This is a genomic window from Prosthecobacter debontii (genome assembly GCF_900167535.1).
GTDB classification, from domain to species: Bacteria; Verrucomicrobiota; Verrucomicrobiia; order Verrucomicrobiales; family Verrucomicrobiaceae; genus Prosthecobacter; species Prosthecobacter debontii.
Map to the genome: position 1 here is coordinate 277,632 of NZ_FUYE01000008.1, position 23,749 is coordinate 301,380.

Below are 23,749 nucleotides of genomic sequence, written 5' to 3' on the forward strand. Positions count from 1 at the left end.
GCCTTCCTGATAATGACCGAGCCCCATGGCAACACTTCTCGCCAGCTTTGATCTTACCCTCCTCATCACTTCAGTGGTGAAGATCGTCTTTCTGACCTTTTTGGTCATCCTGCCCATGGTCGCCTACTCCGTTTACGCAGAGAGGCGCTTCTCCGCGATCATTCAGGATCGCGTGGGCCCCAACCGGACGGGCATCCCGCTGACGCTTTTCGGCTTCAAAAAAGACATTCAAATCTTCGGCATCGGCGGTCTCGTTCAGCCCCTGGCGGATGGTTTGAAGTTCCTGCTCAAAGAGGATTTCACCCCCCGCACGGTGAATACCTTCTACTACTGGCTGGCCCCCTGCCTGACCATGGTGCCTGCACTGATGACCTGCGTGGTCCTTCCTTTCGGCAGTGAGCTGGATTTGAGCTTCTTAAATCCCCTTATCGTCGCCGCTGGCGGCACGGGTTTCACGGCTCCCATCAAATCGGTGATTGCCGATCTCAACGTTGGGCCGCTTTTCGTCTTCGCCATCGCTTCTCTGGGCGTTTACGGCATCGTTCTCGCAGGCTGGTCATCGAATTCTAAATACCCCTTCCTTGGCGGCGTTCGTTCTTCGGCTCAGATGATCTCGTATGAGCTGTCTCTGGGCCTTTCCGTCATCCCAGTTTTGATGGTTTTTGGCGAACTCAACCTCTCCAAAATGGCCATCTATCAAGATGCTAATGGCTGGCTTCTGCTGCCACTGTGGGGCAACGGCCTCACTGTCGGACGTTGGGTCCTCTGGGTGCCGATGCTGATTTCTTTCTGCATCTTCACGGTGGCCATGTTTGCCGAAACCAACCGCCTTCCCTTCGATTTGGCCGAGTGCGAAACCGAACTCGTCGCAGGTTATCACACGGAATACAGTTCCATGAAATTTGCCCTCTTCTTCATGGGTGAATATGCCGCCATGATCATTGGGTCAGGCATCGCGGTGACACTCTTTCTGGGTGGCTGGAGTATTCCCTTTGCACCTCTCTTGGGCCTGGAATACACTGCTGGCGCGACTCCGATCTGGCTCGGTATCCTTCATATCGCCACCTTCTTTGCCAAGATCGTCGGTTTCATTCTCTTTTTCATCCTGATCCGCTGGTCCCTGCCGCGTTTCCGCTTCGACCAACTGATGAAGCTGGGATGGCTGTTCATGTTCGAGCTCGCTCTGGCCAATGTTGTCCTGACCGCTGTGCTCATGATCTGGTTCCCGCTGAAGTTTTAAATATCCGTTCCGATGGCAACGATTATCGTCCAACGCCCCAAGCTTGCCTGGCACGAGAAGTGGTTCATTTCCACACTCTTCAAAGGTCTGAAAATCACCTTGGGCCATGCTCTGAAAACCTTCCGTGAAATCACCGGGCGCAAACCCAAGGTGACCATGGAATATCCCGAAGAAAAGTGGGATGCCAATCTTCCGGCTCACTACCGCGGCGCTCCCGCTTTGGTGACAGATGAACACAACCGTGAGCGTTGCGTGAGCTGCCAGCTCTGCGAATTCATTTGCCCCCCCAAAGCCATCACCATCACCCCAGGCGAAATCCCAAGTGACGATCCATGGGCTAAGGTGGAGAAGCGCCCGAAAGAATTCGAAATCGACATGATCCGCTGCATCTACTGCGGCATGTGTGAAGAAGTCTGCCCTGAACAGGCCATCTTTCTGCGCAAAGACTACGCCATCACGGGCGAATCCCGCGCTGAAATGGTGCACGACAAGAAGAAGCTCTATGAGATCGGTGGTCAGCGTGTGGGCCTCGTGAACAAGTGGAATGAACTGAAGTAGGCCATGCCCTCGATCCTCTTTTATCTCTTTGCCGCTATCACCTTAGGCTTTGGCCTGCTGGTTGTCACCGCGCGCAACCCTGTCACGAGCGCTCTGTCCCTCGCGATGAGCTTCGTTGGCTTGGCAGCTCTGTTCCTCAGTCTGGATGCCTATTTCATCGGCATCATTCAGATCTTGGTCTATGCTGGTGCCGTCATGGTGTTGTTCCTGTTCATCATCATGCTCATGGACATCAAGGCCGAAGAAGGCAAAGCGCCCAACCTGCCAGCCATCGCAGGCGGAATCGTCCTGGCCGCCATTTTGGCGCTTCAAGTCGCCACCGTATGCAGTTCTTTTGATGCAGGGAGTGTTCCTTTGAAGGACGCTGCACTCAACCTTGAGCAGGCATCGACCTCGTCTTCAGCGAAGTTGGCCACTATTTCCAACGATCTCAAAGCAGGCGTGCTTCCCGATGCCAAGCTCATGGGTCTGAATCTTTTTCACAAATACGGCTTTCACCTTCAGGTCGTCGGTTTGCTGCTCTTGGTGGGCACGATCGGTGTCGTGGTGCTGAGCAAGCGTGAGAAAGGAGTTAAGGACGCCTGATGATCACCCTGAATCATTACCTCATCGTCAGCGGGCTGTTGTTTGCCCTCGGGTTAGCGGGCGTCATCGCTCGCCGTAACATCCTCATCATCTACATGTGCCTCGAGATGATGCTGAGTGCTGCCAACCTGACCCTGGTCGCCTTCTCGCGCTTCCGTTTGACGGATGGTCTGCCGGACTACGCTTCCCAGTCTCTTGTCTTCTTCACCATCACCGTAGCCGCTGCTGAAGTGGCTGTGGGTCTTGCAATCATCGTGGCTCTCTTCCGTGCGAAGCAGAGCGTCGAAACTGAATCTGTCACTAAGCTGCAAGGCTAAGCGCAACTGACTTTCTAGCTCATGCCCGCCCAGGACGCCGCCCCCACACTCCCTACCCTGCTCCTGCTGCTGCCGCTCTTCACGGCGCTGACGGTTCTGCTCGGCCACAAGCTCTTGAAAGGCGCTTGCGTGGTCCTGTCCGTCGCCTCCGCCGCGATCTGCTTCGTCATCAGCTTGATGCTCCTCCACTCCCAGGATTCTTCACCCATCCTGCTGCCCTTCTTGGAGGTGGGTAAACTCCGCATCGCCATTGATGCCCTGATTGATCAGCAAAGCCGCGGCATGATGCTGATCGTCACTTCCATCGGCCTTCTGGTCCATGTCTTCTCGCTCGGATACATGAAGGAAGATGAAGCCAAGATCCGGTTCTTCGGTTCCCTTTCCCTCTTCATGTTCTCCATGACCGGCATCGTGCTGGCTGGAAATCTGATCATGATGTTCATCTTCTGGGAGTTGGTGGGTCTGAGTTCCTACCTGCTCATTGGTCACTGGTTTGAAAAAGCCTCGGCGGCTGAAGCTTCCAAAAAAGCTTTCCTCACCAACCGTATCGGTGACTTCGGTTTCATGATCGGTATTTTGATGCTGTTCACGGCCAACTTTGGCGATGTCAGCTTCACCGGACTCAAAGAAAGCTTCGCTTCTGGTCCTCTTCATCAGGTAGCTGCTAGTCAGACCACGTTCATGGCCATGGCAGCCCTTTGTCTGTTCATGGGAGCAGTCGGTAAGTCGGCTCAGTTTCCTCTCCACGTCTGGCTACCCGACGCCATGGAAGGCCCCACACCTGTCTCCGCTCTCATCCACGCAGCCACCATGGTCGCTGCCGGGGTCTTCATGCTGGTGCGTTGTGCGTTCGTCATCGAAGCTTCCCCCAACGCCGCTGAGATCATCGCTTGGATCGGTGGTATTACGGCCATCCTGGCCGCTCTGATGGCCACACAGCAGAGCGACATCAAACGCGTGCTGGCCTACTCGACCCTGTCCCAACTGGGCTACATGGTTATGGCAGTCGGTCTCCTCGCCATGCAGGTGGGTGGTCACAACCACGAAGCAGGCCCCGGTCATCCAGCCATGTTCCACCTTTACACCCATGCCTTCTTCAAGGCCATGCTCTTCCTGGGCTCGGGTGCCGTCATCTATGCCTGCCATCATGAGCAGGACATGTGGAAAATGGGGGGTCTGATGAAGCACATGCCTGTGACCTTCGTCACCTTCGCCATTGGCACGGCTTCCCTGATGGGTGTGCCTTTCATCACCAGTGGTTTCTGGAGTAAGGAAGCGATCCTCGGCCTTGCTTTCGAAGTCAAAGGTGGCAGCCCGCTGTTCTGGATCGGTGTAGTGACCGCCATGCTGACCGCTTTCTACATGACGCGTTTGTTTGTCGTCGCGTTCCTGGGCAAACCTCGCACGGACTCGGCCCATCATGCCGTGGAAGCCCCCATCATCATGGTGCTGCCGCTCCTGATTCTGGCACTTCTGACCATCGTTTCGCCATGGCATTGGGCTACCTCCCTCTTTGAGGCGATGGAGCCTCACCATGCCCAGCCGCACTCCACGGTCATGATCGCTTCCATCGGTGCCTTGATCTTGGGAACAGGTGCCGGATTCTTCCTCTACAAAGGGAAGGACAAAGACCCTCTGAACATCAAGCTGTTCGCTAACAAGTTCTACTTTGATGAGATCTATGCTGTGATCGTGAAGGTCCTGCAAGACGCTGTGGCTTGGATTGTCGCAGGTCTGGAGCGCCTGGTGGTGGACGGCATCATGGCACGTCTCCCAGCTTATCTAGCTGCCCGCGTTGGCTCAGCCGCTCGAGTCCTTCAGGGCGGACATCTTCAAGGCTATACCTTCTTGTTGGGGCTGGGCGTGTTGCTCGTCATTTATGTTGTCGTGTTTGTTTTGCCCGATGTGGGCCATTGATGGAGGATTGGAATGAGCGTTCTCGAAATCGTCATCCTGCTACCTATTCTTGCCGCCCTAGCCATTTGGCTCGGTGCTCCGGCTCGTGCGACCTCCGTTGGGGCTGCTATTCTCAATTTGCTGATCCTTCTTGGACTGGTCTTCCAGTTCAAATCCGCTTCGGCGGGTGGAGCTGGCTTTGCCTTCCAAAACGCTCGCGTCGTTCTGGAAAATCCCGCCATTACTTTTGGCGTGGGGGCCGACGGTGTCGCCTTGATCCTCGCGCTGCTGACCGTCCTCGTGACGTTTGCCGCCGTCTGGCAGATCGCTGCTGATAAACCAGCCATCTATCACATCGCTTCACTGCTGATTGCAGGCGGAGCTTTGGGGGCCTTCCTCTCCACGGATGTCTTCTTCATCTATGCCTTCCATGAATTGGCATTGATCCCCACCTTCCTCATGATCGGTCTCTACGGTCATGGTGAAGACTCCCATCGCAAAGCCGTGGCTTGGAAAACCACCATTTACCTCGGCGCAGGCAGCTTGATCTTACTCGCAGGTCTGGCGTGGGTCGTTCTGGAATACAGTGGGGGTCAGAAGCTGACTTTCGATCTGAACGCTCTGCGTGCCCAAGCGGCAGCCACTCCGTTACCAATTGAAAAGCAGGCTCAGATTTTCTTCGTGCTGCTCCTCGGTTTTGGCACGCTGGTCAGTCTCTTCCCGCTGCACAGCTGGGCAGCACCCGCCTACGCCACTGCGCCTACCCCAGTGGCCATGCTCCATTCCGGTGTGCTGAAGAAATTCGGTCTCTACGGTCTCCTTCGCATCGCCCTGCCCCTCCTCCCCCAAGGTATTCATGTGGAGTGGGTGCAGCAGGCCCTGCTCTTCATGCTGCTGGGGAACATCCTCATCATGGGCTTTGTCACCATCGCTCAGCGGTCGCTGGATCAAGTACTGGGGAACTCCTCCGTGATGCACATGGGATACATTTTCCTGGGGCTTGCCGCAGGCTCAGAACTCGCTCTTCAAGGGGCTGTCTTGCTGATGTTCGCTCACGGGATCTCGGTTGCTTTGCTGTTCGCTCTTGCTGGACGCATGAGAAATCAACTCGGCACGCTAGAGTTCGAAAAACTGGGTGGGCTGGGCTCTCACGCTCCTGTGTTCACGATCCTGTTTGCCTTTGGGACATTCGCTTCCATCGGTCTGCCAGGCCTTGCAAACTTCTCGGGAGAAGTGATGATCTTCCTCGGGGCCTTCGGTGGCAATGGCAACACCCAATTCGGTCCGCTTCAATGGACCGTCGTCTTTGCTGTGTGGGGCGTCGTGATGTCTGCCGTTTACATGCTCCGCGCTTATCGCAGCATCTTCCAAGGCTCCGCCAAAGCGGGTCTGTTTATGAATGATCCTGCCGTCAGCCAGCGCATCCCGTTGATTCTCCTGGCCGCAGCTCTTTTGATCGTTGGCTGCTGCCCCTGGCTGTTGCTGGGCCTCATGAAGTCTCTGTCTGCTGCCCCGGTGGCTGCGATGTAGAAACCGAATTTTCACCTCGTCCATGTCCGTTTTCTCCGTCGAAATCTTCCTCGTCGTCTTCGCTCTGGCGCTGTTGTGCCTGGAAGCACTTGTCCCGACGATCCATCGCCGCACACTCTCCGCACTCAGCATCGGAGGCGTTGCTCTGGCGTTCGTCCTATTCCTCTTCGCTTCTAAAGCCACCGCAGATCTGCCTGCGTTCGTTCAGCCCTATCATCAGCTGGATTCACTGGCCGTTTTTTACAAAGGCTTCGCTCTGATCATCACGCTGCTCGTGCTCTGGCTGACGGTGGAGAGCTCGACTTACCTGACTCGGTTTGTTCCAGGTGGTAACTACAGTGAGCTTTTCAGCCTGCCTCTCATCGTCTGTGCAGGCATGATGTGGATGGCCTCTGCCAAAGATCTGGTCACCGTCTTTGTGTCGTTGGAACTCGTCACAATCTCCTTCTACGTCTTGGTCGCCTTTGCTCGGAAAAACGGTCTCGCCCTCGAAGCTGGTGTCAAATACCTGATCTTGGGAGCGCTCAGCACCGGTGTTCTGGTGTATGGTATTGCTTGGGTCTATGGGGCAACAGGCTCCATGAGTTTTGAAGGAATTTCAGCCGCTCTGGCCTCGGGTTCCATTTCGAAAAAAGCCGTGCTGCTAGGAGCCGCCTTCTTGTTGGCAGGTCTTGGTTTCAAAGTCGCCGCAGCACCGTTTCAGATGTGGGTTCCTGATGTATATCAAGGGGCTCCCATTCCAGTGACAACCTTCCTCTCGGTCGGTTCCAAAGCAGCAGGTTTCATCGTTTTGACTCGGGCTGTGGCCGCGTTCACTGCACCGGGTTCGATCATTGCGACTGAAGTGCAGCATCTTCTGATCATTGGAGGCAGTCTTACGATTCTCCTCGGCAGCTTGCCTGCCATTTTCCAGACCAGCGTTAAGCGCCTTCTGGGTTACTCCAGCATCAGCCATGCGGGTTACCTGCTTCTGGCTCTCGGTGCTGGTTCCGCACGCTTTGACCTGAACTCAGGTGGTGTGGTGGCCTTCTACTTGGCCACTTATCTGCCCATGACGGTTCTCGGATTCTTGGTTCTGGCCTTGCTCCGTGCCAATGGCAGCGGTGAAGACCTGCGTGATTTCCGCGGTTTGGCCAAGCGCAGCCCTCTGCTGGCACTGCTGATGACTCTGGCCTTGGCTTCTTTGGCTGGTCTGCCTCTGACCGCAGGTTTCATGGGCAAACTGTTCGTGTTCCTGGGTCTCATGGATCAGGCCGCTTGGGGTGCCCTGCTCTGCGCGGTGATCGGTGCGGCGGCTGGCTTCTACTACTACTTCCGTGCGATTCTGGCCATGTATTCAAGTGATGCCCAATCCAGTGCCAATGCCCTCAATGTCTCGATGGGGGCCAAGGCAGGTGCGATTGTGTTGGCCGTGGTGATTGTGGTCGTGGGCGTGTATCCGAAGCCGCTGCAAAAGCTGCTCACTCCTGCCCCAGTGGCAGTCGCGAGTCACTGATAGGAGTCACTGTGCTTTGTCGCAGAGCCCTGCAACAAGTAGCCCGTAGAGACGTTTGTTCTGGCTCACTCTGTATGAAGCCAGCCATTCTTTGTCTTTCCCTTTCCCTAGCTCTTTGCCTCAGCCTTCAAGCCGCCCCCCAAGACGACCAGTATGTCTTGGGACCTGACTCCCAAGTCCAGGCAGGTGTGCCTCAAGGGAAGGTCATTCAGATGCCAGCTTGGAATGACTCCAAGATTTATCCAGGCACCACACGCGACTGGTGGATTTACGTCCCTGCCCAATACGACAAAACAAAGCCAGCGTACGTGATGGTCTTCTGTGACGGGGCTGGTTTTGTGAAAGCCGATGGCACATTCCGCGCCCCCGTTGTCTTTGATAACCTGATCGCTAAAGGCGAAATGCCCGTGACGATTGGTATCTTCATTCAACCCGGAGTTTTCCCCAACCAAGACCCTAAAGTCAAAGCCCGCAGCAACCGCAGCTTTGAATATGATTCACTCGGGGATCTGTATGCCAAGTTTCTGTTGGAGGAAATCCTGCCAGCTGTGGCCAAGGATTACAACCTGACGACCAATCCCGACGAACGCGCCATCTGCGGCAACAGCAGTGGTGGCATCTGCGCCTTTACCGTGGCCTGGGAAAGACCTGACGCTTTTCGAAAAGTGGTTAGCCACATCGGTTCCTTCACCAACATTCGCGGAGGCCATGTCTATCCAGCTCTGATTCGTAAGACCGACAAAAAACCCCTCAAAGTGTTCCTGCAAGACGGACGCAACGATCTCGACAATCAGTTTGGCAATTGGCCTCTCGCCAATCAGGACATGGCCGCCGCGCTGAAGTTCGCTGGTTATGATTATCAGTTCGTGCTGGGTGAAGGCACGCATAATGGTAAACACGGGGCGTCTATGCTTCCCGACACCCTTCGTTGGCTGTGGAAAAAATGAGAACCCCTCGTTTCATCTCTTTTTGTTATTCCAACTTCGCATGAAACACTTCGCTTTTCTTTCTCTCGCCTTCTTCCCCCTGTTATCAGATGCTCAAGACACGTCTTTGCACGAGTATTTGAGTGATGATCAGCCTTGGGTGGAAGCGGTCAGTGGCTACACTTTCACCGATGGCCTCTGCACGGATTCCGCAGGCAATCTTTACTTCACCGATGTCAAGGCAGGCAAAGGCATCTACAAGCTCGATGCCGCCACTGGTAAAACCGACCTTTTCCTCGATAATCTACCCGGCATCAGTGGGCTACAGATCGGCCCGGATGGGCGTTTTTATGCCTGTCACAATCGGGAGCAACGCATCATCGCCATTTCCATGAAGGGCGAGGTGGAGGAGCTTCTAACGGGCGTCAAATGCAACGACCTCGTCGTCAGTAAGAAAGGCCATCTGTATTTCACGGAAACTCCCACCCAGTGCATCCATCTCATCACGGCGGATAAGAAGCACATCATCGCGGATGAAGGCCATGTGGCCAAGCCGAATGGCATCACCATCTCGCCGGATGAAGCCACACTCGCCGTCTCCGAATATGGCGGCAAGCACGTCTGGACATGGCGCATCGAACCCGATGGCACTCTGACCGGTGGCGCGCCCTTCATGACCATGTGGCTGCCTGTGGGTAAAGAAAGCGCCTCCGGGGATGGTTCCACCACGGAAGCCAATGGCCGTTATTTCGTCACCACCGAGCTAGGGGTTCAGATCTTTGACCCTGCTGGACGTCTCGCTGGAATCATTGCCAAACCCGTACGCGATGGCAAGGTCGTCAGCGTCGAGTTTGCAGGCAAGGATCATAACATCCTGTATGTTGCCGCTGGAGATAAGATCTTCGGTCGAAAACTCAAGGTCAGCGGCTATTTCAAGTAAACCCATTGCGCTGCAATCTGGTATCAAAGAGACACTTTAAGGAAGGGCACGAATGAACTTCGTGCCCTTCTTCGTATGAGGTCAGATGCGCTATCTTGTTCTCTGGATCAGTTTCATCACACTCTGTGCTCAGGCTCAAGAGTCCACCAAACAGCTCCGCGCGGGCGCAGCCACCAGCAACATCACGCCGAACATTGCTGGGGCTATCGTCGGTGGCTTTAGTCCATTCCCCTCCACACACATTCACGATGAGCTGCATGCCCGTTGCCTAGTCTTGGACAATGGCGAAAAAAAAATGGCCATCGTGGTGTGCGACCTCCTCGGTGCAGCTCAGCAGATGTTTGATGAAGCGGCTCGCCTTGTGAAGGAACAGACAGGCATCCCCAGAGAATGCCTACTGATGTCGGCCACACATACGCATTCGGCGAGCAGTGCACTCAGCGAGAATCGCTACTCGGTGAATGAACCTCTAACCGAATACCAAACCTTCGTCGCACGACGCATCGCCGATGGAGTCACCCGTGCGGTGAATAATCTGGCTCCCGCTCAAATCGGCTGGGCTGTGGGGGAAGAACCGGATCAAGTCTTCAACCGTCGCTGGTTCATGAAGGAAGGCACCGTGCCTCCTAATCCCTTTGGTGGCATCGACAAGGTCAAGATGAACCCGCCGCGAGGAGAAAATCTCGTCAAACCCGCCGGACCGACAGACCCCCAAGTCTGCGTGGTCTCTGTCCAAACGCTCGAAGGCACACCCTTGGCCGTGCTGGCCAATTACTCCCTGCACTATGTCGGTGGCGTCGGCAATGGCCACGTCTCGGCGGATTACTTCCCTGTTTTTTGTGACCGCTTGCAACAGTTGTTAGGCGCTGACAGGCAAGATCCCCCCTTTGTCGCCATGCTCAGCAACGGCACCAGCGGCAACATCAACAACAACGACTACTCAAAACCCGCTCAAAAATCGGCGGGCAGTTATAGCAAGATCCGCGAAGTCGCCGACGATGTGGCTCAGGCTGCCTTCGAGGCCATGAAGGGCATCACCTACCACCGCTGGATCCCGTTGGACTCTCAATTCATGGAGCTTACTTTAGAAGCTCGACGTCCAACGCCGGAGCAGTTGGCCCGTGCCGAAGAATTGGTTCAAAAACCACGCCTCATCGGCGGCCGTGCTGCGCTTGATGTAATCTATGCGGAACGAACCCTCAAGCTGCGTGACGTTCCCCCCACCATCACCATCCCCCTCCAGGCCTTGCGTCTTGGGGAAGTCGGTATCTGCGCCATTCCTTGTGAAACCTTCGTCGAGACAGGACTTGAGCTCAAAGCTAAGAGTCCCTTCAAACCCACCTTCACTCACAGCATTGCCGGAGGTTATTACGGCTATCTCCCCACACCGGAACATCATGCTCTCGGCGGATATGAAACTTGGCTAGGCACGAACCGCCTGGAAGTCCAAGCGAGTGTCAAAATCACGGAGGGACTCCTCAAAATGCTCGAGACCTTGAAATCCAAACCCTAGCTTTCACGCGGTTAGGACATTTTTAGACCAGTCGCCCTTACGCAGAGTCCGCCTCTGGATTCATGCGCAAAAACATTTTGTCCCCGCAGGTTTTTGATCCAAATAGGTTGGAATCAACGTTTTCCACCGGCGTGAATCCACCAACCCAAAAACCTAAAATGACTTGGCTTACCTTTGCCCTCCTCACTGTGCTCTCTTGGGGCGTCTATGGCATCCTGCTTCACAAGGCACGTAGCCTCATGCCAATGGGACCTGAAACGCCTAATGCTGGGTTGAAAGCCTTCCTCTTCGTCTGCGTGGCGTATGCGTTAATTGGCGTCATTGCAGCTTTCGTTTTGAAAGCCCGGGGCACCAACTGGAGCTTCGCAGGACCGGACGGCAATGGCATCCCGATGAGCTTAATTGCTGGCCTAGCAGGTGCTCTCGGTGCCTTCACGTTGGTCTTGGCCCTGGGTGCCGCCGCAACACCAATTGCTAAAGGGGGAGGTGGTTTCGGCCTCGCCGCTGCAGCCGCAGTCATGCCGATCGTTTTTGCGGGGGCTCCGATTGTGAACACCGTTGTCGCCATGTTCGTTCACCCCCCCGAAGGTGGTTGGGCTAAGCTTCCCCCTCTCTTCATCGTCGGTTGCTTCTTGGCGGCCGGAGGAGCTTTCCTTGTCGCCAAATTCGCCCCTTCCAATCGCGGTGGTAGCAGCCATGCTCCTGCCAAGCCTCAAGCAGAGGCTCCCGCAGCGAATCCTTAACCGTGCCGATGATCAAAGCCGCCATCCACGTCATTCGTCTCCTGCGCGAGCAAGGTCATGAAGCACTGCTGGCTGGCGGCTGTGTCCGTGACTTCCTCCTGGGTAAAGAACCCAAGGATTACGATGTCGCCACCAGCGCCACCCCGCAGCAGGTGATCGCGCTTTTTCCGGGCGCACTCACTGTCGGAGCTCACTTTGGAGTGGTTATTGTTAAGCACAATCATCATCAGATCGAAGTGGCGACCTTCCGCACGGACGGCAGCTACAAGGATGGCCGTCGGCCTGAAAGCGTGACGTTTGCCACCACTGAAGAGGATGCTCAACGTCGTGACTTCACCGTCAATGGACTGTTTCGTGATCCCATCGGTGATCGCATCATTGATTATGTCGGTGGGCAGGCTGATCTCAATCGCAGGCTTCTCCGGGCCATCGGAGATCCCCATCAACGTTTTGCAGAAGATCGCTTGCGCCTGTTGCGTGCGATTCGTTTTGCCACCGTTCTCGACTTTGAAATCGAGCCCGCCACTTGGAAAGCGGTCTGCGATCACGCTGAAGCGATCAACACCGTCAGTGCCGAGCGCATTCGTGACGAATTGATCAAAATCTTCCTGCACCCCCAACGCCTGCGCGGATTTGACCTCCTTGTCGAGAGCGGCTTGATGCAACAGGTGCTGCCTGAAATCCTCATCCTGCAGGGCGTCGAACAACCGCCTCAGTGGCATCCAGAAGGTGATGTCTTCATCCATACTCGCTTGATGTTGAGCTTGCTCCCCCAGCAGGTTTCCCTGCCCCTGGTGCTGAGCGTCCTCCTGCATGACATCGCCAAGCCCGCCACCTTCACGGTGGATGAGACGGGGCGCATCCGATTCAATGGCCACGATAAACTAGGCGCCGAAATGACCGGTGACATCCTGCGCAGGCTCAAGTTCCCCAACGATGTCATCGAACCCACGCAGGTGGCGGTCGAAAATCACATGGCCTTCAAAGACGTGAAAAAAATGCGCAACAGCACGCTGAAGCGCATGATGGCACGGCCCACTTGGGAAGACGAGCTGGCCCTGCATCGGGTTGACTGTCTCGGGTCGAATGGCCTGCTGGATAACTATGAGTTCATGAAGGCCAAGGCGGAGGAGTTTTCACAAGCACCGCTGATCCCGCCGACTCTGATCAATGGGCGTGATTTGATCGAACTCGGCTGGCAACCTGGCAAGCAGTTGGGGATCGTGCTCACAGCGGTTCAAAATGCTCAATTGGAAGGATTGATCAACACGCGAGAGGAAGCTCTCGAATGGGTGCAAAACCATCACAAAAACAGTCAGCCGTAATCCGTATTCGGTAATCAGTGGACACTGAACACTGATTACCGAATACTGAACTCTATCATGGCTGAAGTTCCCTCCACACGCATCCTCCCGCTTGGCAGCACCGCTCCTGAATTTGAATTGCCTGCTGCTCTGGGGCAAACCTACACGCTGGATGATGTGCGAGGTCCACGGGGCTTGCTGGTGATGTTTGTGTGCAATCACTGCCCCTTCGTCATCCACCTCGCTGCAGCTCTGAGTGAGTTCGCCAAGGAGCTAGAGACTCAGGGTATTGGCGTGGTGGCCATCACCTCCAACGACATCGAAAAATACCCAGCCGATTCTCCCGCGAAAATGGTGGAGTTCAGCGCTCAATACGGCTGGAATTTTCCTTACCTTTACGATGCAGATCAAAGTGTGGCCCATGCCTACGTCGCCGCCTGCACGCCTGATTTTTATCTTTTCGATGGCGAACTGAAGCTGACCTACTGTGGACAGTTCGATGGATCACGACCTAAAAACACCACGCCGATCACGGGTGACGACCTCCGTGCAGCAGTGCAAGCTCTGCTAGCGGGAGAAGCGCCCATCCAGACGCAACGCCCCAGCACCGGTTGCAACATCAAGTGGAAACCGGGCAATGAGCCGGATCATTTCAAGCTGCACTAAAGCAGTCGGTTCCTGCAATTTCCCGCGCAACCTTGGCGGTGTTTGTGCGTTGTAGCACGATTACTGCATGGCACCGCTTTCTCTTTCCGACGTCCTCTACCATACCGCCAGCCAAGCTGGATGCCGGGATCAGTCCCGGCTACGCCATGCTCTGGATGAGGCTACGGATAAGCGGCAGCCCCTGATCGATGCCGTGCTGGATGCCAATGTGGTGGACGAAGAATCCTTCTTTTCCCAACTGGCCCATGCTCTGAATATCCCTTTTGCCAAAGACGATTCGGAAGCCCAGGAAGGGCTGCACAACCGATTCCCGGCCAAACTCGCCCTCCGTCATCGCATTTTTCCGACCCACGTCAGCGCAGTCGAAGCCACGGTTTTGACTTACAACCCCTTCGATCTCAGTGCCCGCCAAGCGGTCGGGCAGGAACTGCAAAAGCGAGTTCATTGGCAGATCGCCAGCCGCCACCGTATCCTGGAAGCGTTACATCAAGGCTACGGCGTCGGTGCCGAGAACTTTGAGGAACTGCTCGAAGGTCGCGAAGGCAACGACGCTGACGATGACATGAAGCAGGAGGTCAATGTCCTGGACGAAGCCGATGAAGAGGCGACTGTCATGAACTTCGTGAACCAGATCTTCCGAGAAGGTCTGAAGGAACGCGCCACCGACATTCACGTGGAGCCTCTGGAGCGTGATTTGCGCATTCGTTACCGGGTGGATGGCAAACTGATCGAAGTGCCCGTGCCTCCTAACATGCGATTACTCCAAGCCTCTCTGGTCTCGCGCCTGAAGATCATGGCGCACTTGGACATCGCGGAGCGCCGCCTGCCTCAGGATGGACGCATTAACCTGGAGCTGGATGGCGAGCCGATCGACGTGCGTGTCGCCACCATTCCTAGCGTCAATGGTGAGTCCGTCGCCTTACGTTTGCTCACTCGCAAAAAGTTCGACATGTCCGCCATCGGGCTGGACGCCGAAACGGAGGCCAAGTTCCGCAAACTCATCGCCTCACCGAACGGCATCATTCTCATCACAGGCCCTACTGGATCGGGTAAAAGCACCACGCTCTACACCCTGCTCAAGGAACTCAATACGAAGGACCGCCGTATCGTTACCATTGAAGATCCGGTGGAAAACAAGCTGGACGGCATCATCCAGATTGCCGTCAAACCCGAGATTGATCTCACCTTCGCCGCCGGGCTGCGCAGCATTCTCCGTGGCGACCCCAACGTCATCATGGTGGGGGAAATGCGCGACCAGGAAACGGTGGAAATCGCCATTCGCGGCGCCCTCACGGGTCACTTGGTGTTCTCCACCCTGCATACCAACGATGCGGTGGGCGGTATCTCTCGCTTGCTCGACATGGGCATCGAGCCCTTCATGGTTTCCTCCTCGGTTCGGGCCTTCCAAGCACAGCGCCTCGTCCGCACCCTGTGCCCTCACTGCAAGGCCCCAGCTCACCATGAAGACAGCTATCTGCGCGCCTGTGGTTTCCCCATGGAGTGGCGGGATAAACTCTTCACTCCGGTGGGATGCCGTGCCTGCCGCAATACCGGCTTCACTGGACGTCTGGCCATCATGGAGATCTGCATGATGACCGAGGCTCTTCAGGAGAAGATCAATCTCCGAGCAACGACCATGGAACTTAAAGTCCAAGCTCTCAAAGACGGCATGGTGCCGATGCGCCAGTATGGCTTTAAGAAAGCGGCTCAAGGCATCACCACACTGGAAGAAGTGATGACCGTCACAGCGGCGAGTGAATGACATCTCAAGCACGATTGCGTTCCCCGTTGCAAAGACTATTCTGCACTATGACTCTGTCTTCAAATCCACCTGTTGATTTGCCCATCGAACAGCTCACTGTTGCCCAAAAATGGGAACTTTTTCAAGCGTTGTGGATTGATCTGGATGTCGATGCCGAAACACAAGGAGAAGTTCCGTCTTGGCATTTAGAACTCCTCGCTGAGCGGGAGCAACGTCTCGCATCGGGTGAAGCCAAACTCTTACCTCTGGAAGACTTTCTGGAAGAGATGCGCAAGACCATGCCATGAAGGTTTTAGTCACAAGCGATGCGCTGGGAGACTTACAACAGAGTTATGCTTTCTACGAACGGCAAGAGAAAGGTTTGGGGACCTATTTTCGTCAATGTATAACCAAAGATTTGACTGATCTGCAAATGACGGCGGGAATTCATAGTGCCATCTGCGGTTATCTCCATGTGAACTCAGTGAAGTTTAACTCCATTATCTATTACCGTGTCGAAAAGCATATCGCTGTGGTCAAAGCGATCGTCGATGGGCGAATTGCTCCCGAAAAGCGTGACCGCATCCTCAAACGTCGGATCTGACTTTATTTAGCTGTCCTATGCCCTCTTTCTCCTACACCGCGCTGAATGCTTCTGGCCAGACCATCACTGGCAGCCTCGCCGTTGGGTCCAAAGCTGAGGTGTTTCGTAAGCTGGAAGCGCAGGCTTTAACCCCCATCAAAGTGGCGGAGGAAGCCAAGTCCGCACAAGCCAGTGCGGCAGCCGCCGCTAAGCTGGAGGACAATCAACCCGTGCGGCTGAAGCGAGCCCAAATCATCCTGTTCACGGAAGAGCTCGCCGACATGTTGGATGGGGGGTTGCAGATTGATCAAGCCTTGCGGGTGATCGCTGAACGCCAGGAGGATGTCGCTCTCCGTCGTGTCTCCACCATTCTTCGAGACCAGCTCCGCGAAGGCTCCACCGTGGCCAAGGCTTTGAAAAAAGCCTCCCCAAGTTTTGACGACCTTTACTGCAATCTCGTCGCCGCGGGAGAGGTCAGCGGCTCCCTCTCGGAGATCTTGCGTCGTCTCGCCCAGAACCTCGCCGTCATGGCCGAGCTCCAAGCCAAGGTCACCTCGGCGATGATCTACCCGGCGTTCCTCGTCAGCGCCTGCGTCGTTCTGATGATCGTCTTCATGACGGTCATGGTGCCTCAAATCACGGATCTCCTGGCTAAAAGTGGGCAAAAACTGCCCTTCGCCACCCAGATGCTCATCAGCTTCAATACCTTCCTGGCTCAATGGTGGTGGGTGATCCTGGCCGTGCTGATTATTACCGGACTATCTTTCAAAGCCTACATCGCCACGCCCAGGGGCCTGATGTGGTGGCATGAGACGAAACTGAAGCTTCCTCTTTTTGGCCCCGTCATCGCGACCCGCTTTTATGCGCAATTTGCCCACTCCATGGGCAGCCTTGTCGGCAACGGCGTGCCATTGCTCAATAGCATTCGCCTCGTCTCCAAAATCTCCGCCAATGTGTTTATCCAGTCCCTCCTAGCCAAAGTCACGGGCTTAGTGGCGGAGGGGGGAGCCCTCTCCAGCTCCCTCAAGAAAGTGTCCCATTTCCCGCTGATGCTGGTGGATATGATCGCTGTCGGCGAGCAGACCGGCATGCTAGGTAAATCTCTGGAAAAATGCGCGACCCGGTATGACAAGGAATTGGATAAACGCATCAAGCGCATGACAGCCCTGATCTCCCCCATCATCATCGTCTTCATGGCCATCATCGTCGGCGTTGTGGCCTACTCCATCATTTCGGCCGTCTTCCAATCCGTCAATGGCATCAAGAGCCGCGCGTAAACGTACTGCATTTTACTTCCGCTTCACTTCATCCTGCAAATCTTGTTAATGTCGTCGAATTCCTTCGTTATCGCGATCACACCATGAAAATCCCAAACCGTCTCCAACGCCTCCCGCGTCAAGCCTTCACCCTCATCGAGATCGTGATCGTGCTCACGATCATTTCCATTCTCGCAGCAGGCTCCATTTACATGCTGAAAGGCAACGTGGATGTCGCCAAAGAAACCCGTGTGGATGGTGACCTGCAAAACATCATGACCCAGCTTCAGCTTTATGAAGCCCGCAACATGCGCCCCCCGACCACCGAACAAGGCCTGAAAGCCCTGGTGGAAAAACCCACCACTGAACCCCTGCCTGAGAAGTGGACCGCTCTCATGGAGGAAGTGCCCAAGGATCCTTGGGGCCAGGAATACAAGTATCGTTACCCAGCTCAAAAGTCCAAAAAACCCTTCGACGTCTGGTCCGTGGGTAAAGACGGTGTCGATGGCAATGAAGACGACATCGGCAACTGGAAGGCTGGGGCGAAGTAGTGCCTTCAAACAAGAAGTGAGGTCAACTTGGCCTCACTTCTGAGAGCGCCGTGTTAGCGAAACCAAACGTCATAACCGGGGTTGAAAGAACTGATCGTCATCCATGATGAATGCTCGCTTCAGCATTATGACTCACTCCGGAGTTCCTGCATTCCGCCCTCGTTCCCCCAGGGTGTCATTTGTCATTCCTCATTCGTCATTTCACTCCCCTTCCCGATCCGGCTTCACCCTGGTTGAGATCGTCATTTCACTCACCATCATCATCGTCATCGCGGCGGCGTCGGTGCCGATGTTTCGCGGCATTCGTGACGAACAACTCGCCCGGGCTCCTGTCTCGGAGTTAGTTCACCTGGCAAAAGAAGCTCGGCTTCGCGCCATGAAAGAAAAGCGCCCTTATCAGGTGGCTTTTTATTCCGGCGGCTTCGTCGCCTCCCGTTACTTTAGCCCCTACCTGCAGCTCAGTGAACTCACGACCTTCATGCAAGAAGTCGAGAGCGGGTCCTTCCGCATGAATCCCAATGCGGACGATAATGATTCTGATCTGGATGGCGGCGCTGGTGAAACACCAAAAACTGATCTCCCGCTGGCCCCAACGGCTCCCAAACTCGACGACAACTGGGAGGAGCACTACGACCTCCCCACCGATGTGCAGTATTCGATCAAGTTTTGGCACGATCTCGAGGAGACCTACATCGAAGGAGAAATGGTGAAACTCTGGGTCTTTCAACCCAGCGGCATCTGCCAACCCCTCAAGCTGCATCTGCAAAGTCAAAGCGCGACCTTTGATGTGGAGTTTGGGGCTCTCACGGCCGACATCACCCGGGAGGTCATTGATCTCAAATGAAGACCTCGCCTAACAGATCACGGGAGCTTCGGTCTCCAGGGGGTTACATCCTTCTGGAGCTCATCATCGCCTTATCCATGTTTGCCATCGGGGTGTTGGGATTGGCCCGTGCGCTGAACACCTCCTTGGATGTAGCTAACATTCTGAATAAAGACCAGCGCGTGCGTATTGGGCTGCGCTCTTTTCTGGAAGAGATGCGGCGCAAACCTCTCGCTGAAATGGCTGGCACCATCACCGACGTGCCCACAGGGGTAACTTACACCAGCAGCATCGAACGTGTTGCCCTCACCACGACGCGTGGAGACACACTGAACGATCTCTACAACCTCAAGGTGGTGGCCACCTACACCGCAGGTAACGAACAACGCGAAGAAAGCGTGGACGTCTATGTTTACAAACCTGCCGACAAATAACCTCTCTCAGCCCCAAGACAGGCCGAGACATGGGCCTTCTCTTGCCACCAAGAGACCTGCCTTTACCTTGATGGAGGTGGTCATTGCATTGACCATCTTAGGGATGATCACAGGCACGCTGTTTGCCATCATTCAGGGCAGTGTCCGTGCCGCTTCACAGATCGGCCAGCTTCAACGGGAAAACGATGCCATCAATCGATTCCTGGATCTCTGCCGCAAGACTTTCACGACACTACCGGGAACGGCGACACTGACCCTGACAGCTTTGGATCCCAATACCCCAGGTTCATCCGCTCAAGAACTCACCATCAGCGGTTCAACGCATTGTTTTAGCTTTGGCACCCGTCCGATCACTTATGAGGACACCATCCTGGGATTGCGACCTGACCCGAATGGTGAAGTGGATCAAAACGGCTTACTCGTTCAATACCTCTGCCTTTCTCGCGAAGACCTCATTCCTGAAAGCGACAGTAATATCGCCCTGCGACAGGAAACGACCGGCCTAACGGCACCCGATGAACAAGGTCGCTATTGGATGCCGCTCTTGCCGGATGTGGTTCAGCTCAAGTGGCGCTTTTACAAAGAAGATGACGATACCTGGCTGGAGGAATGGTCCGATTCCGATTGGCCAGATCTCATCGAAGTCCAACTCGTCATGCGCGACCGCACCACCCCGATTCGCATGGTGTATAGCGTGCCCACACTGGAAATCGTCGCCGGGAACCCCGCCTCCAATTCCAGTAGCTCTAACAACAACACCTCTTCTGACTCCAATGCCCAAGGTGGCCAATCAGGAGGCGGCGGTGGCCAAGGGGGAGGACGAGGAACCCAAGGTGGGGGCCGTGGAGGTGATAATCAAGGCCGCGGTGGCAACGACTCGGGTGGCAGAGGTGGCAATGGCGGCCAAGGCAACGGCCAAACCGGAGGACGCGGAAACGGACAAGGTGGTGGAGGACCATCGGGAGGAGGCCGCAGCTCGGGCAGTGGCGGCGGGAACTTTAACGGAGGCTCTGGAGGTAGCCGAAATCCATGAAAATGATACCTTCCAAGCCCCTCGCCCCCCATCGGGGTTCGGCCCTCATGCTCATGGTCTGGGCGCTTGTGCTCATGTCGGTTACGGTCATGGGTTTGGTCCAGTATCTCAATTACAGCGTCGCCGAGGCCTCCCTGGCTGCTGCGGATTTTCGCGCGCTACATCTCGCTGAAAGTGGCCTCGCTGTCGGCCTGCATCCCAATTCCCGGCGGGGTGACAAAGTGCTGAAACAAAAGATCGGCACGGACAGCGGATTCGATGTGGTGATCAACTATGAAGGCGCTCGTATCCCCATCAACTTCATCACTGATGACCGCCTGCGTGAAGCGGTTTATGAACTTTTCGTTCGCTGGGGCTTGAATAGCGATGAAGCCAGCATCGCCAGTGATTCCCTGGCGGATTGGGTGGACCGGGATGATGAGGTGAGGAGCAACGGAGCCGAAACCGCCTTTTACGAAAGCCAAGGAGTCTATGAGATTCCCCGTCAGCAAGGGTTTATCAACGTGGATGAAATGCTGTTGGTTCGCGGCATGGGCATTGTGGATCGCCTAAAGCCGGATTGGCGTGAGTTTTTCAGTGTCTATGGCAACGGCACCATTGACCTGCGCACAGCCTTCAAAGAAACCCTCATCGCAGTGGCAGGCGCTTCCGAAACGGACGTCGCAAACTACATTTCCCGTCGTGATGGTGCCGACGGCATCCCTGGCACCGAAGATGATCAACGCATTTCCGATGGAGAAGCCTATCGTCTGCTCGGCCTAACCGGAGACCGCGCCAAAGCCATGCAGAGCATCCTCACCAGTGATGATGACCTGCGCCGAATCACCAGCACCGGGTATGTGGGCGATAAACGCGCCCAAATCATCGTGATCGCCCGGCGGGGAGATGACCGGTCTTTGACTTATCTCGCCAGAATTGAGGAATGAATTTCTCTCAACGCCACACAGGATTGAAATGTAGGCTCGATCCTCTCTGCAAAACGAGAGACCACGACTAAGTCAAATGAGCCATTGATTTTAAGTGCGTTCAGCGGCTGTTCCGAAGTAAAGTTAAGCAGACACCGCTGCCGGAAAAGACTCTCTTTGACTTCAAGATTCCACCGCAACTTCTTGCCAACTCCCGCGTTTTACCCACTTCACGATCCCCCGCATGTCGTTTGCCGCCTCCACCCTCCTCCTTCCCTCCCCGGATGCCACTTGGCGTGTTTGGAAACCGCGGAGCACCAGCGGAGGGGAAGCGGTAGAAACGCCCAGCTCAGTCGCTAATCAGGGAAAACCACTCGTTGTCGGTCTTCCGGCTACGGCTTGCCGGACCGTGGGCATGATTTTACCGAATGCCGACCACGAGATTCTCGAACAGATCATCATCACCCAACTGGAGAGAAAAGGGCTGAAACTAGAGGGAGGAGCTCATCGAAATTTCCGTTGGCATTTACTGACCCAAACGGCCTCCCTCGCCACTGTCAGCGTGGACATTCTGGCAGATCCCTTTCCACAAGATCTAGCGCTTTCTCAGGCCTCGGACTATACCGCCGCATTACGGCTTCTCAGCCTACCTAACGGTCACCTCGTCATTGCCGAAGAGCATGGTGCTTTGGTCCTCGCGGCCAATTACCAGGGCAAGCTCTATCACAGTCACCTCTTTGCTCCGGCCACCGCAGCGGCCGATGAGATCGCCCAGGATATCACCCTTGCTCGGCTAGCTCTGGAACAAGACCTCGGAGTCGGCAGCATTTCAGGGATTACTCTCGTGGGTTCAGCCTGGGTGCCCGAGATCACAGAGACACTGACTTCCTCGACCGAACTCCCCACGCGAGTTGTTCCGCATCTTCCCCCTAACAATGAGCTGGACACCAAGAGTTGGCCCCAGCTCCTTCCAGCCAGTGTTCGGGTTGCTCAAACCAGCGCCTCCCGTCGGGGTAACCTGATCCGCTTCAGCATTCTGGGCGGCTTGCTCTTCGTGGCCATGGGCTTCCTCGCCTTCGCTTATCTGCGTTTTCAGGAAAAGACAGCCTCTGAATTGGAAGCCGCCGTCGAAGCCACGGCTGAACCTGCCATGCAGGTCAAAAAAACCGTTGAACGATGGAAAGCACTCGCACCAGCCATTGAGCCCCGACGTTACCCCATGTTCATCTTGGCCGAAATCACCAAACTGATGCCTCCCAGCGGTATCGTGATCCGTGATTTTGAGATCAAGGACAATGAGATCGATATTCGTGGGGAAGCACGGGATGCCCAGATGGCTTTCCAGTTCGTCGAAGACCTGCAAAAACACAGCGTGCTCGGTCAGTATTCCTGGAGCAAACCTCAGCCGACGGTCCGTGACAAGACGGCCCAATTCCGCGCCCAGGGCAAACGCCAATAACCCGCTCAGGATTTCCCACGATCATGGCTCAGAAACTGACTTCCCGTGAAAAAAACCTGCTGCTGCTTTGCGTCAGCGTGCTGGTTTTTATGGCCTTCGCCATCCTGGTCAATGATTTCATGCAACGCCGCACGGCCGCACTGCAAAAGATCGCCACGCTTCAGGCACAGAAGAGTGAAAACGACACCTGGATGGCAGACCGTGCCTTTTGGGACAAGCGCCGCAACTGGCTGGTGGAAAAAATGCCGACCACCGAGAGCCTTGGCCGCGCCCAGGGCCAACTGCTGGAAGATCTACAGAACCAAGCTCTGGAATATGGCATCACCTCGGAGCAGCCTACGCTTCCCCCGTTGGCAGCCCCGACTGAAAGTTACCGTGAAGTGACAGTGTCTATTCGCCTCCGGGGAGATCAAACCACCGTGCTTCGCTGGCTCTCCACCCTGCAATCGCCCGAAAAATTCCAGGCCGTCCGCGTCTTAGACCTGGAGATTGACACCCGATCCCGAGAAAAGACGCCGCAAGTGGTGTGCAACCTCACCGTCGCCCGGTGGTTTAAGCCTGAAGTCGCACTCTAACCCAGCCTTCCAGCCATGAAGACCACGACCACGCTTCTCCGCTTATTGACGCTGCTGTCTCCCACAGTAGCGTGGGCTGCTGAGCCTGATCCAGATCTGCCTCAGCCTTTCGATCCCAATGTGCTCGCTCCCGTGGTGACGAGTTCGCCTTTTACCCGCATGGTCAACATGTCGGATAATCTGGTGCTAACAGGAATCGCCTACATTGATGGCAAACCTGTGGCGACCATTTTCAACATGGAGACGAAAGAGTCTCACATCGTTGGCACCGAGCCTAATTTCCAAGGTTGGACGCTGCAAGAAGCTCACCCAGCTCCTGATATTTCCCGCAGTCAGGCCAAGATCAGCATTGGCGGTGAAGTGGTCAGTGTTCGCTATGCATCCTTAACGGCCAAGGATATGAAGCCGAATGGCAAGCCCGAGCAGTCCGAACGGTCTGACAGAGGAGGGCCTCCGGGAGGTGACCGGTTTCGCGGCAACAGTCGCGGCCCTTCCGACGAGGATCGCAAACGCTACGAGTCTCTCTCGGAGAAATCGCGCGAAAAATTCCGCGACATGATGCGTTCCAAATTCAGCGATGAGAAGTTCCGTAATGCGCCCGAAGAAGAGCGCCGAAACATCATTCGCAAGGAATTCGAGCGAATCGAAAAAGAAGATAAGGGCGGACGTTAAGCCT

Annotated in this window: 25 protein-coding genes; all 25 read left to right on the plus strand. The window is 55.4% G+C overall.

Translation table 11 applies throughout. The annotated features are described in order from the left end of the window. Positions 1 to 25: 25 nt before the first annotated feature. The 25 genes from B5D61_RS14000 (at position 26) to B5D61_RS14120 (ending at position 23,745) form a co-directional block, all read left to right on the plus strand. Entirely contained in the window at positions 26 to 1,240 is a 1,215-nt protein-coding gene (locus B5D61_RS14000) for a complex I subunit 1/NuoH family protein (protein WP_078813989.1), read from the plus strand. A 12-nt stretch (positions 1,241 to 1,252) separates the two neighbouring features. Then, positions 1,253 to 1,798, plus strand: a complete 546-nt coding sequence (locus tag B5D61_RS14005; RefSeq protein ID WP_078813990.1) for a NuoI/complex I 23 kDa subunit family protein — start codon at positions 1,253 to 1,255, stop codon at positions 1,796 to 1,798. A gap of 3 nt (positions 1,799 to 1,801) precedes the next feature. Then, a complete protein-coding gene (locus tag B5D61_RS14010; protein WP_078813991.1) occupies positions 1,802 to 2,383 on the plus strand; it encodes an NADH-quinone oxidoreductase subunit J family protein in 582 nt (193 codons plus the stop codon). After that, positions 2,383 to 2,700, plus strand: coding sequence for an NADH-quinone oxidoreductase subunit NuoK (gene nuoK / locus B5D61_RS14015; RefSeq protein WP_078813992.1), 318 nt, complete (start codon positions 2,383 to 2,385; stop codon positions 2,698 to 2,700). The genes B5D61_RS14010 and nuoK overlap by 1 nt, the downstream gene beginning before the upstream one ends. Positions 2,701 to 2,721: 21 nt before the next feature. Beyond that, complete coding sequence (gene nuoL / locus B5D61_RS14020) at positions 2,722 to 4,617, plus strand: NADH-quinone oxidoreductase subunit L (protein WP_078813993.1); 1,896 nt, start codon at positions 2,722 to 2,724, stop codon at positions 4,615 to 4,617. Positions 4,618 to 4,629: 12 nt separating this feature from the next. Continuing rightward, positions 4,630 to 6,126: a complex I subunit 4 family protein gene (locus tag B5D61_RS14025; RefSeq protein ID WP_078813994.1), complete on the plus strand. Its 1,497-nt coding sequence runs from the start codon at positions 4,630 to 4,632 to the stop codon at positions 6,124 to 6,126. Positions 6,127 to 6,148: 22 nt separating this feature from the next. After that, positions 6,149 to 7,621 carry an NADH-quinone oxidoreductase subunit N gene (locus B5D61_RS14030; RefSeq protein ID WP_078813995.1) on the plus strand — a complete coding sequence of 491 codons (1,473 nt, stop codon included), beginning with the start codon at positions 6,149 to 6,151 and terminating at the stop codon, positions 7,619 to 7,621. 74 nt (positions 7,622 to 7,695) lie between these two features. Then, the gene (locus B5D61_RS14035) at positions 7,696 to 8,568 is read left to right on the plus strand and encodes an alpha/beta hydrolase (RefSeq protein WP_078813996.1); all 873 of its coding nucleotides are present in this window, start codon (positions 7,696 to 7,698) and stop codon (positions 8,566 to 8,568) included. Positions 8,569 to 8,608: 40 nt separating this feature from the next. Continuing rightward, positions 8,609 to 9,487, plus strand: a complete 879-nt coding sequence (locus B5D61_RS14040; protein ID WP_176159434.1) for an SMP-30/gluconolactonase/LRE family protein — start codon at positions 8,609 to 8,611, stop codon at positions 9,485 to 9,487. A gap of 85 nt (positions 9,488 to 9,572) precedes the next feature. Further along, positions 9,573 to 11,000, plus strand: a complete 1,428-nt coding sequence (locus B5D61_RS14045) for a hypothetical protein (protein WP_078813998.1) — start codon at positions 9,573 to 9,575, stop codon at positions 10,998 to 11,000. A gap of 158 nt (positions 11,001 to 11,158) precedes the next feature. Then, the gene (locus B5D61_RS14050) at positions 11,159 to 11,743 is read left to right on the plus strand and encodes a hypothetical protein (protein WP_078813999.1); all 585 of its coding nucleotides are present in this window, start codon (positions 11,159 to 11,161) and stop codon (positions 11,741 to 11,743) included. 8 nt (positions 11,744 to 11,751) lie between these two features. Beyond that, positions 11,752 to 13,068: a CCA tRNA nucleotidyltransferase gene (locus B5D61_RS14055; RefSeq protein ID WP_078814000.1), complete on the plus strand. Its 1,317-nt coding sequence runs from the start codon at positions 11,752 to 11,754 to the stop codon at positions 13,066 to 13,068. Between the two features lie 57 nt (positions 13,069 to 13,125). After that, entirely contained in the window at positions 13,126 to 13,713 is a 588-nt protein-coding gene (locus tag B5D61_RS14060) for a thioredoxin family protein (protein ID WP_078814001.1), read from the plus strand. Between the two features lie 67 nt (positions 13,714 to 13,780). After that, positions 13,781 to 15,475: a GspE/PulE family protein gene (locus tag B5D61_RS14065; protein ID WP_078814002.1), complete on the plus strand. Its 1,695-nt coding sequence runs from the start codon at positions 13,781 to 13,783 to the stop codon at positions 15,473 to 15,475. Next, positions 15,472 to 15,762: an addiction module protein gene (locus tag B5D61_RS14070; RefSeq protein WP_078814003.1), complete on the plus strand. Its 291-nt coding sequence runs from the start codon at positions 15,472 to 15,474 to the stop codon at positions 15,760 to 15,762. The genes B5D61_RS14065 and B5D61_RS14070 overlap by 4 nt, the downstream gene beginning before the upstream one ends. Beyond that, complete coding sequence (locus B5D61_RS14075) at positions 15,759 to 16,058, plus strand: hypothetical protein (RefSeq protein ID WP_078814004.1); 300 nt, start codon at positions 15,759 to 15,761, stop codon at positions 16,056 to 16,058. Before B5D61_RS14070 ends, B5D61_RS14075 begins: the two co-directional genes overlap by 4 nt. Positions 16,059 to 16,075: 17 nt before the next feature. Continuing rightward, positions 16,076 to 17,314, plus strand: coding sequence for a type II secretion system F family protein (locus tag B5D61_RS14080; protein ID WP_078814005.1), 1,239 nt, complete (start codon positions 16,076 to 16,078; stop codon positions 17,312 to 17,314). Positions 17,315 to 17,397: 83 nt separating this feature from the next. After that, on the plus strand, positions 17,398 to 17,844 hold the full coding sequence (gspG, locus tag B5D61_RS14085; RefSeq protein ID WP_078814006.1) for a type II secretion system major pseudopilin GspG: 447 nt from the start codon (positions 17,398 to 17,400) through the stop codon (positions 17,842 to 17,844). A 172-nt stretch (positions 17,845 to 18,016) separates the two neighbouring features. Continuing rightward, positions 18,017 to 18,688: a pilus assembly FimT family protein gene (locus B5D61_RS14090; RefSeq protein ID WP_176159436.1), complete on the plus strand. Its 672-nt coding sequence runs from the start codon at positions 18,017 to 18,019 to the stop codon at positions 18,686 to 18,688. After that, a complete protein-coding gene (locus B5D61_RS14095; RefSeq protein ID WP_078814008.1) occupies positions 18,685 to 19,101 on the plus strand; it encodes a type IV pilus modification PilV family protein in 417 nt (138 codons plus the stop codon). The genes B5D61_RS14090 and B5D61_RS14095 overlap by 4 nt, the downstream gene beginning before the upstream one ends. Further along, positions 19,076 to 20,134, plus strand: coding sequence for a prepilin-type N-terminal cleavage/methylation domain-containing protein (locus B5D61_RS27005; protein WP_281251789.1), 1,059 nt, complete (start codon positions 19,076 to 19,078; stop codon positions 20,132 to 20,134). The genes B5D61_RS14095 and B5D61_RS27005 overlap by 26 nt, the downstream gene beginning before the upstream one ends. Then, on the plus strand, positions 20,131 to 21,060 hold the full coding sequence (locus B5D61_RS14105) for a type II secretion system minor pseudopilin (protein ID WP_078814009.1): 930 nt from the start codon (positions 20,131 to 20,133) through the stop codon (positions 21,058 to 21,060). The genes B5D61_RS27005 and B5D61_RS14105 overlap by 4 nt, the downstream gene beginning before the upstream one ends. Positions 21,061 to 21,283: 223 nt before the next feature. Then, positions 21,284 to 22,498 (plus strand): PilN domain-containing protein, encoded by a 1,215-nt coding sequence (locus tag B5D61_RS14110; RefSeq protein WP_078814010.1) that lies wholly within the window; start codon positions 21,284 to 21,286, stop codon positions 22,496 to 22,498. A gap of 23 nt (positions 22,499 to 22,521) precedes the next feature. Then, positions 22,522 to 23,073 (plus strand): hypothetical protein, encoded by a 552-nt coding sequence (locus B5D61_RS14115; protein ID WP_078814011.1) that lies wholly within the window; start codon positions 22,522 to 22,524, stop codon positions 23,071 to 23,073. A gap of 15 nt (positions 23,074 to 23,088) precedes the next feature. Continuing rightward, positions 23,089 to 23,745, plus strand: coding sequence for a hypothetical protein (locus B5D61_RS14120; protein ID WP_078814012.1), 657 nt, complete (start codon positions 23,089 to 23,091; stop codon positions 23,743 to 23,745). The last annotated feature ends 4 nt before the right edge of the window (positions 23,746 to 23,749 follow it).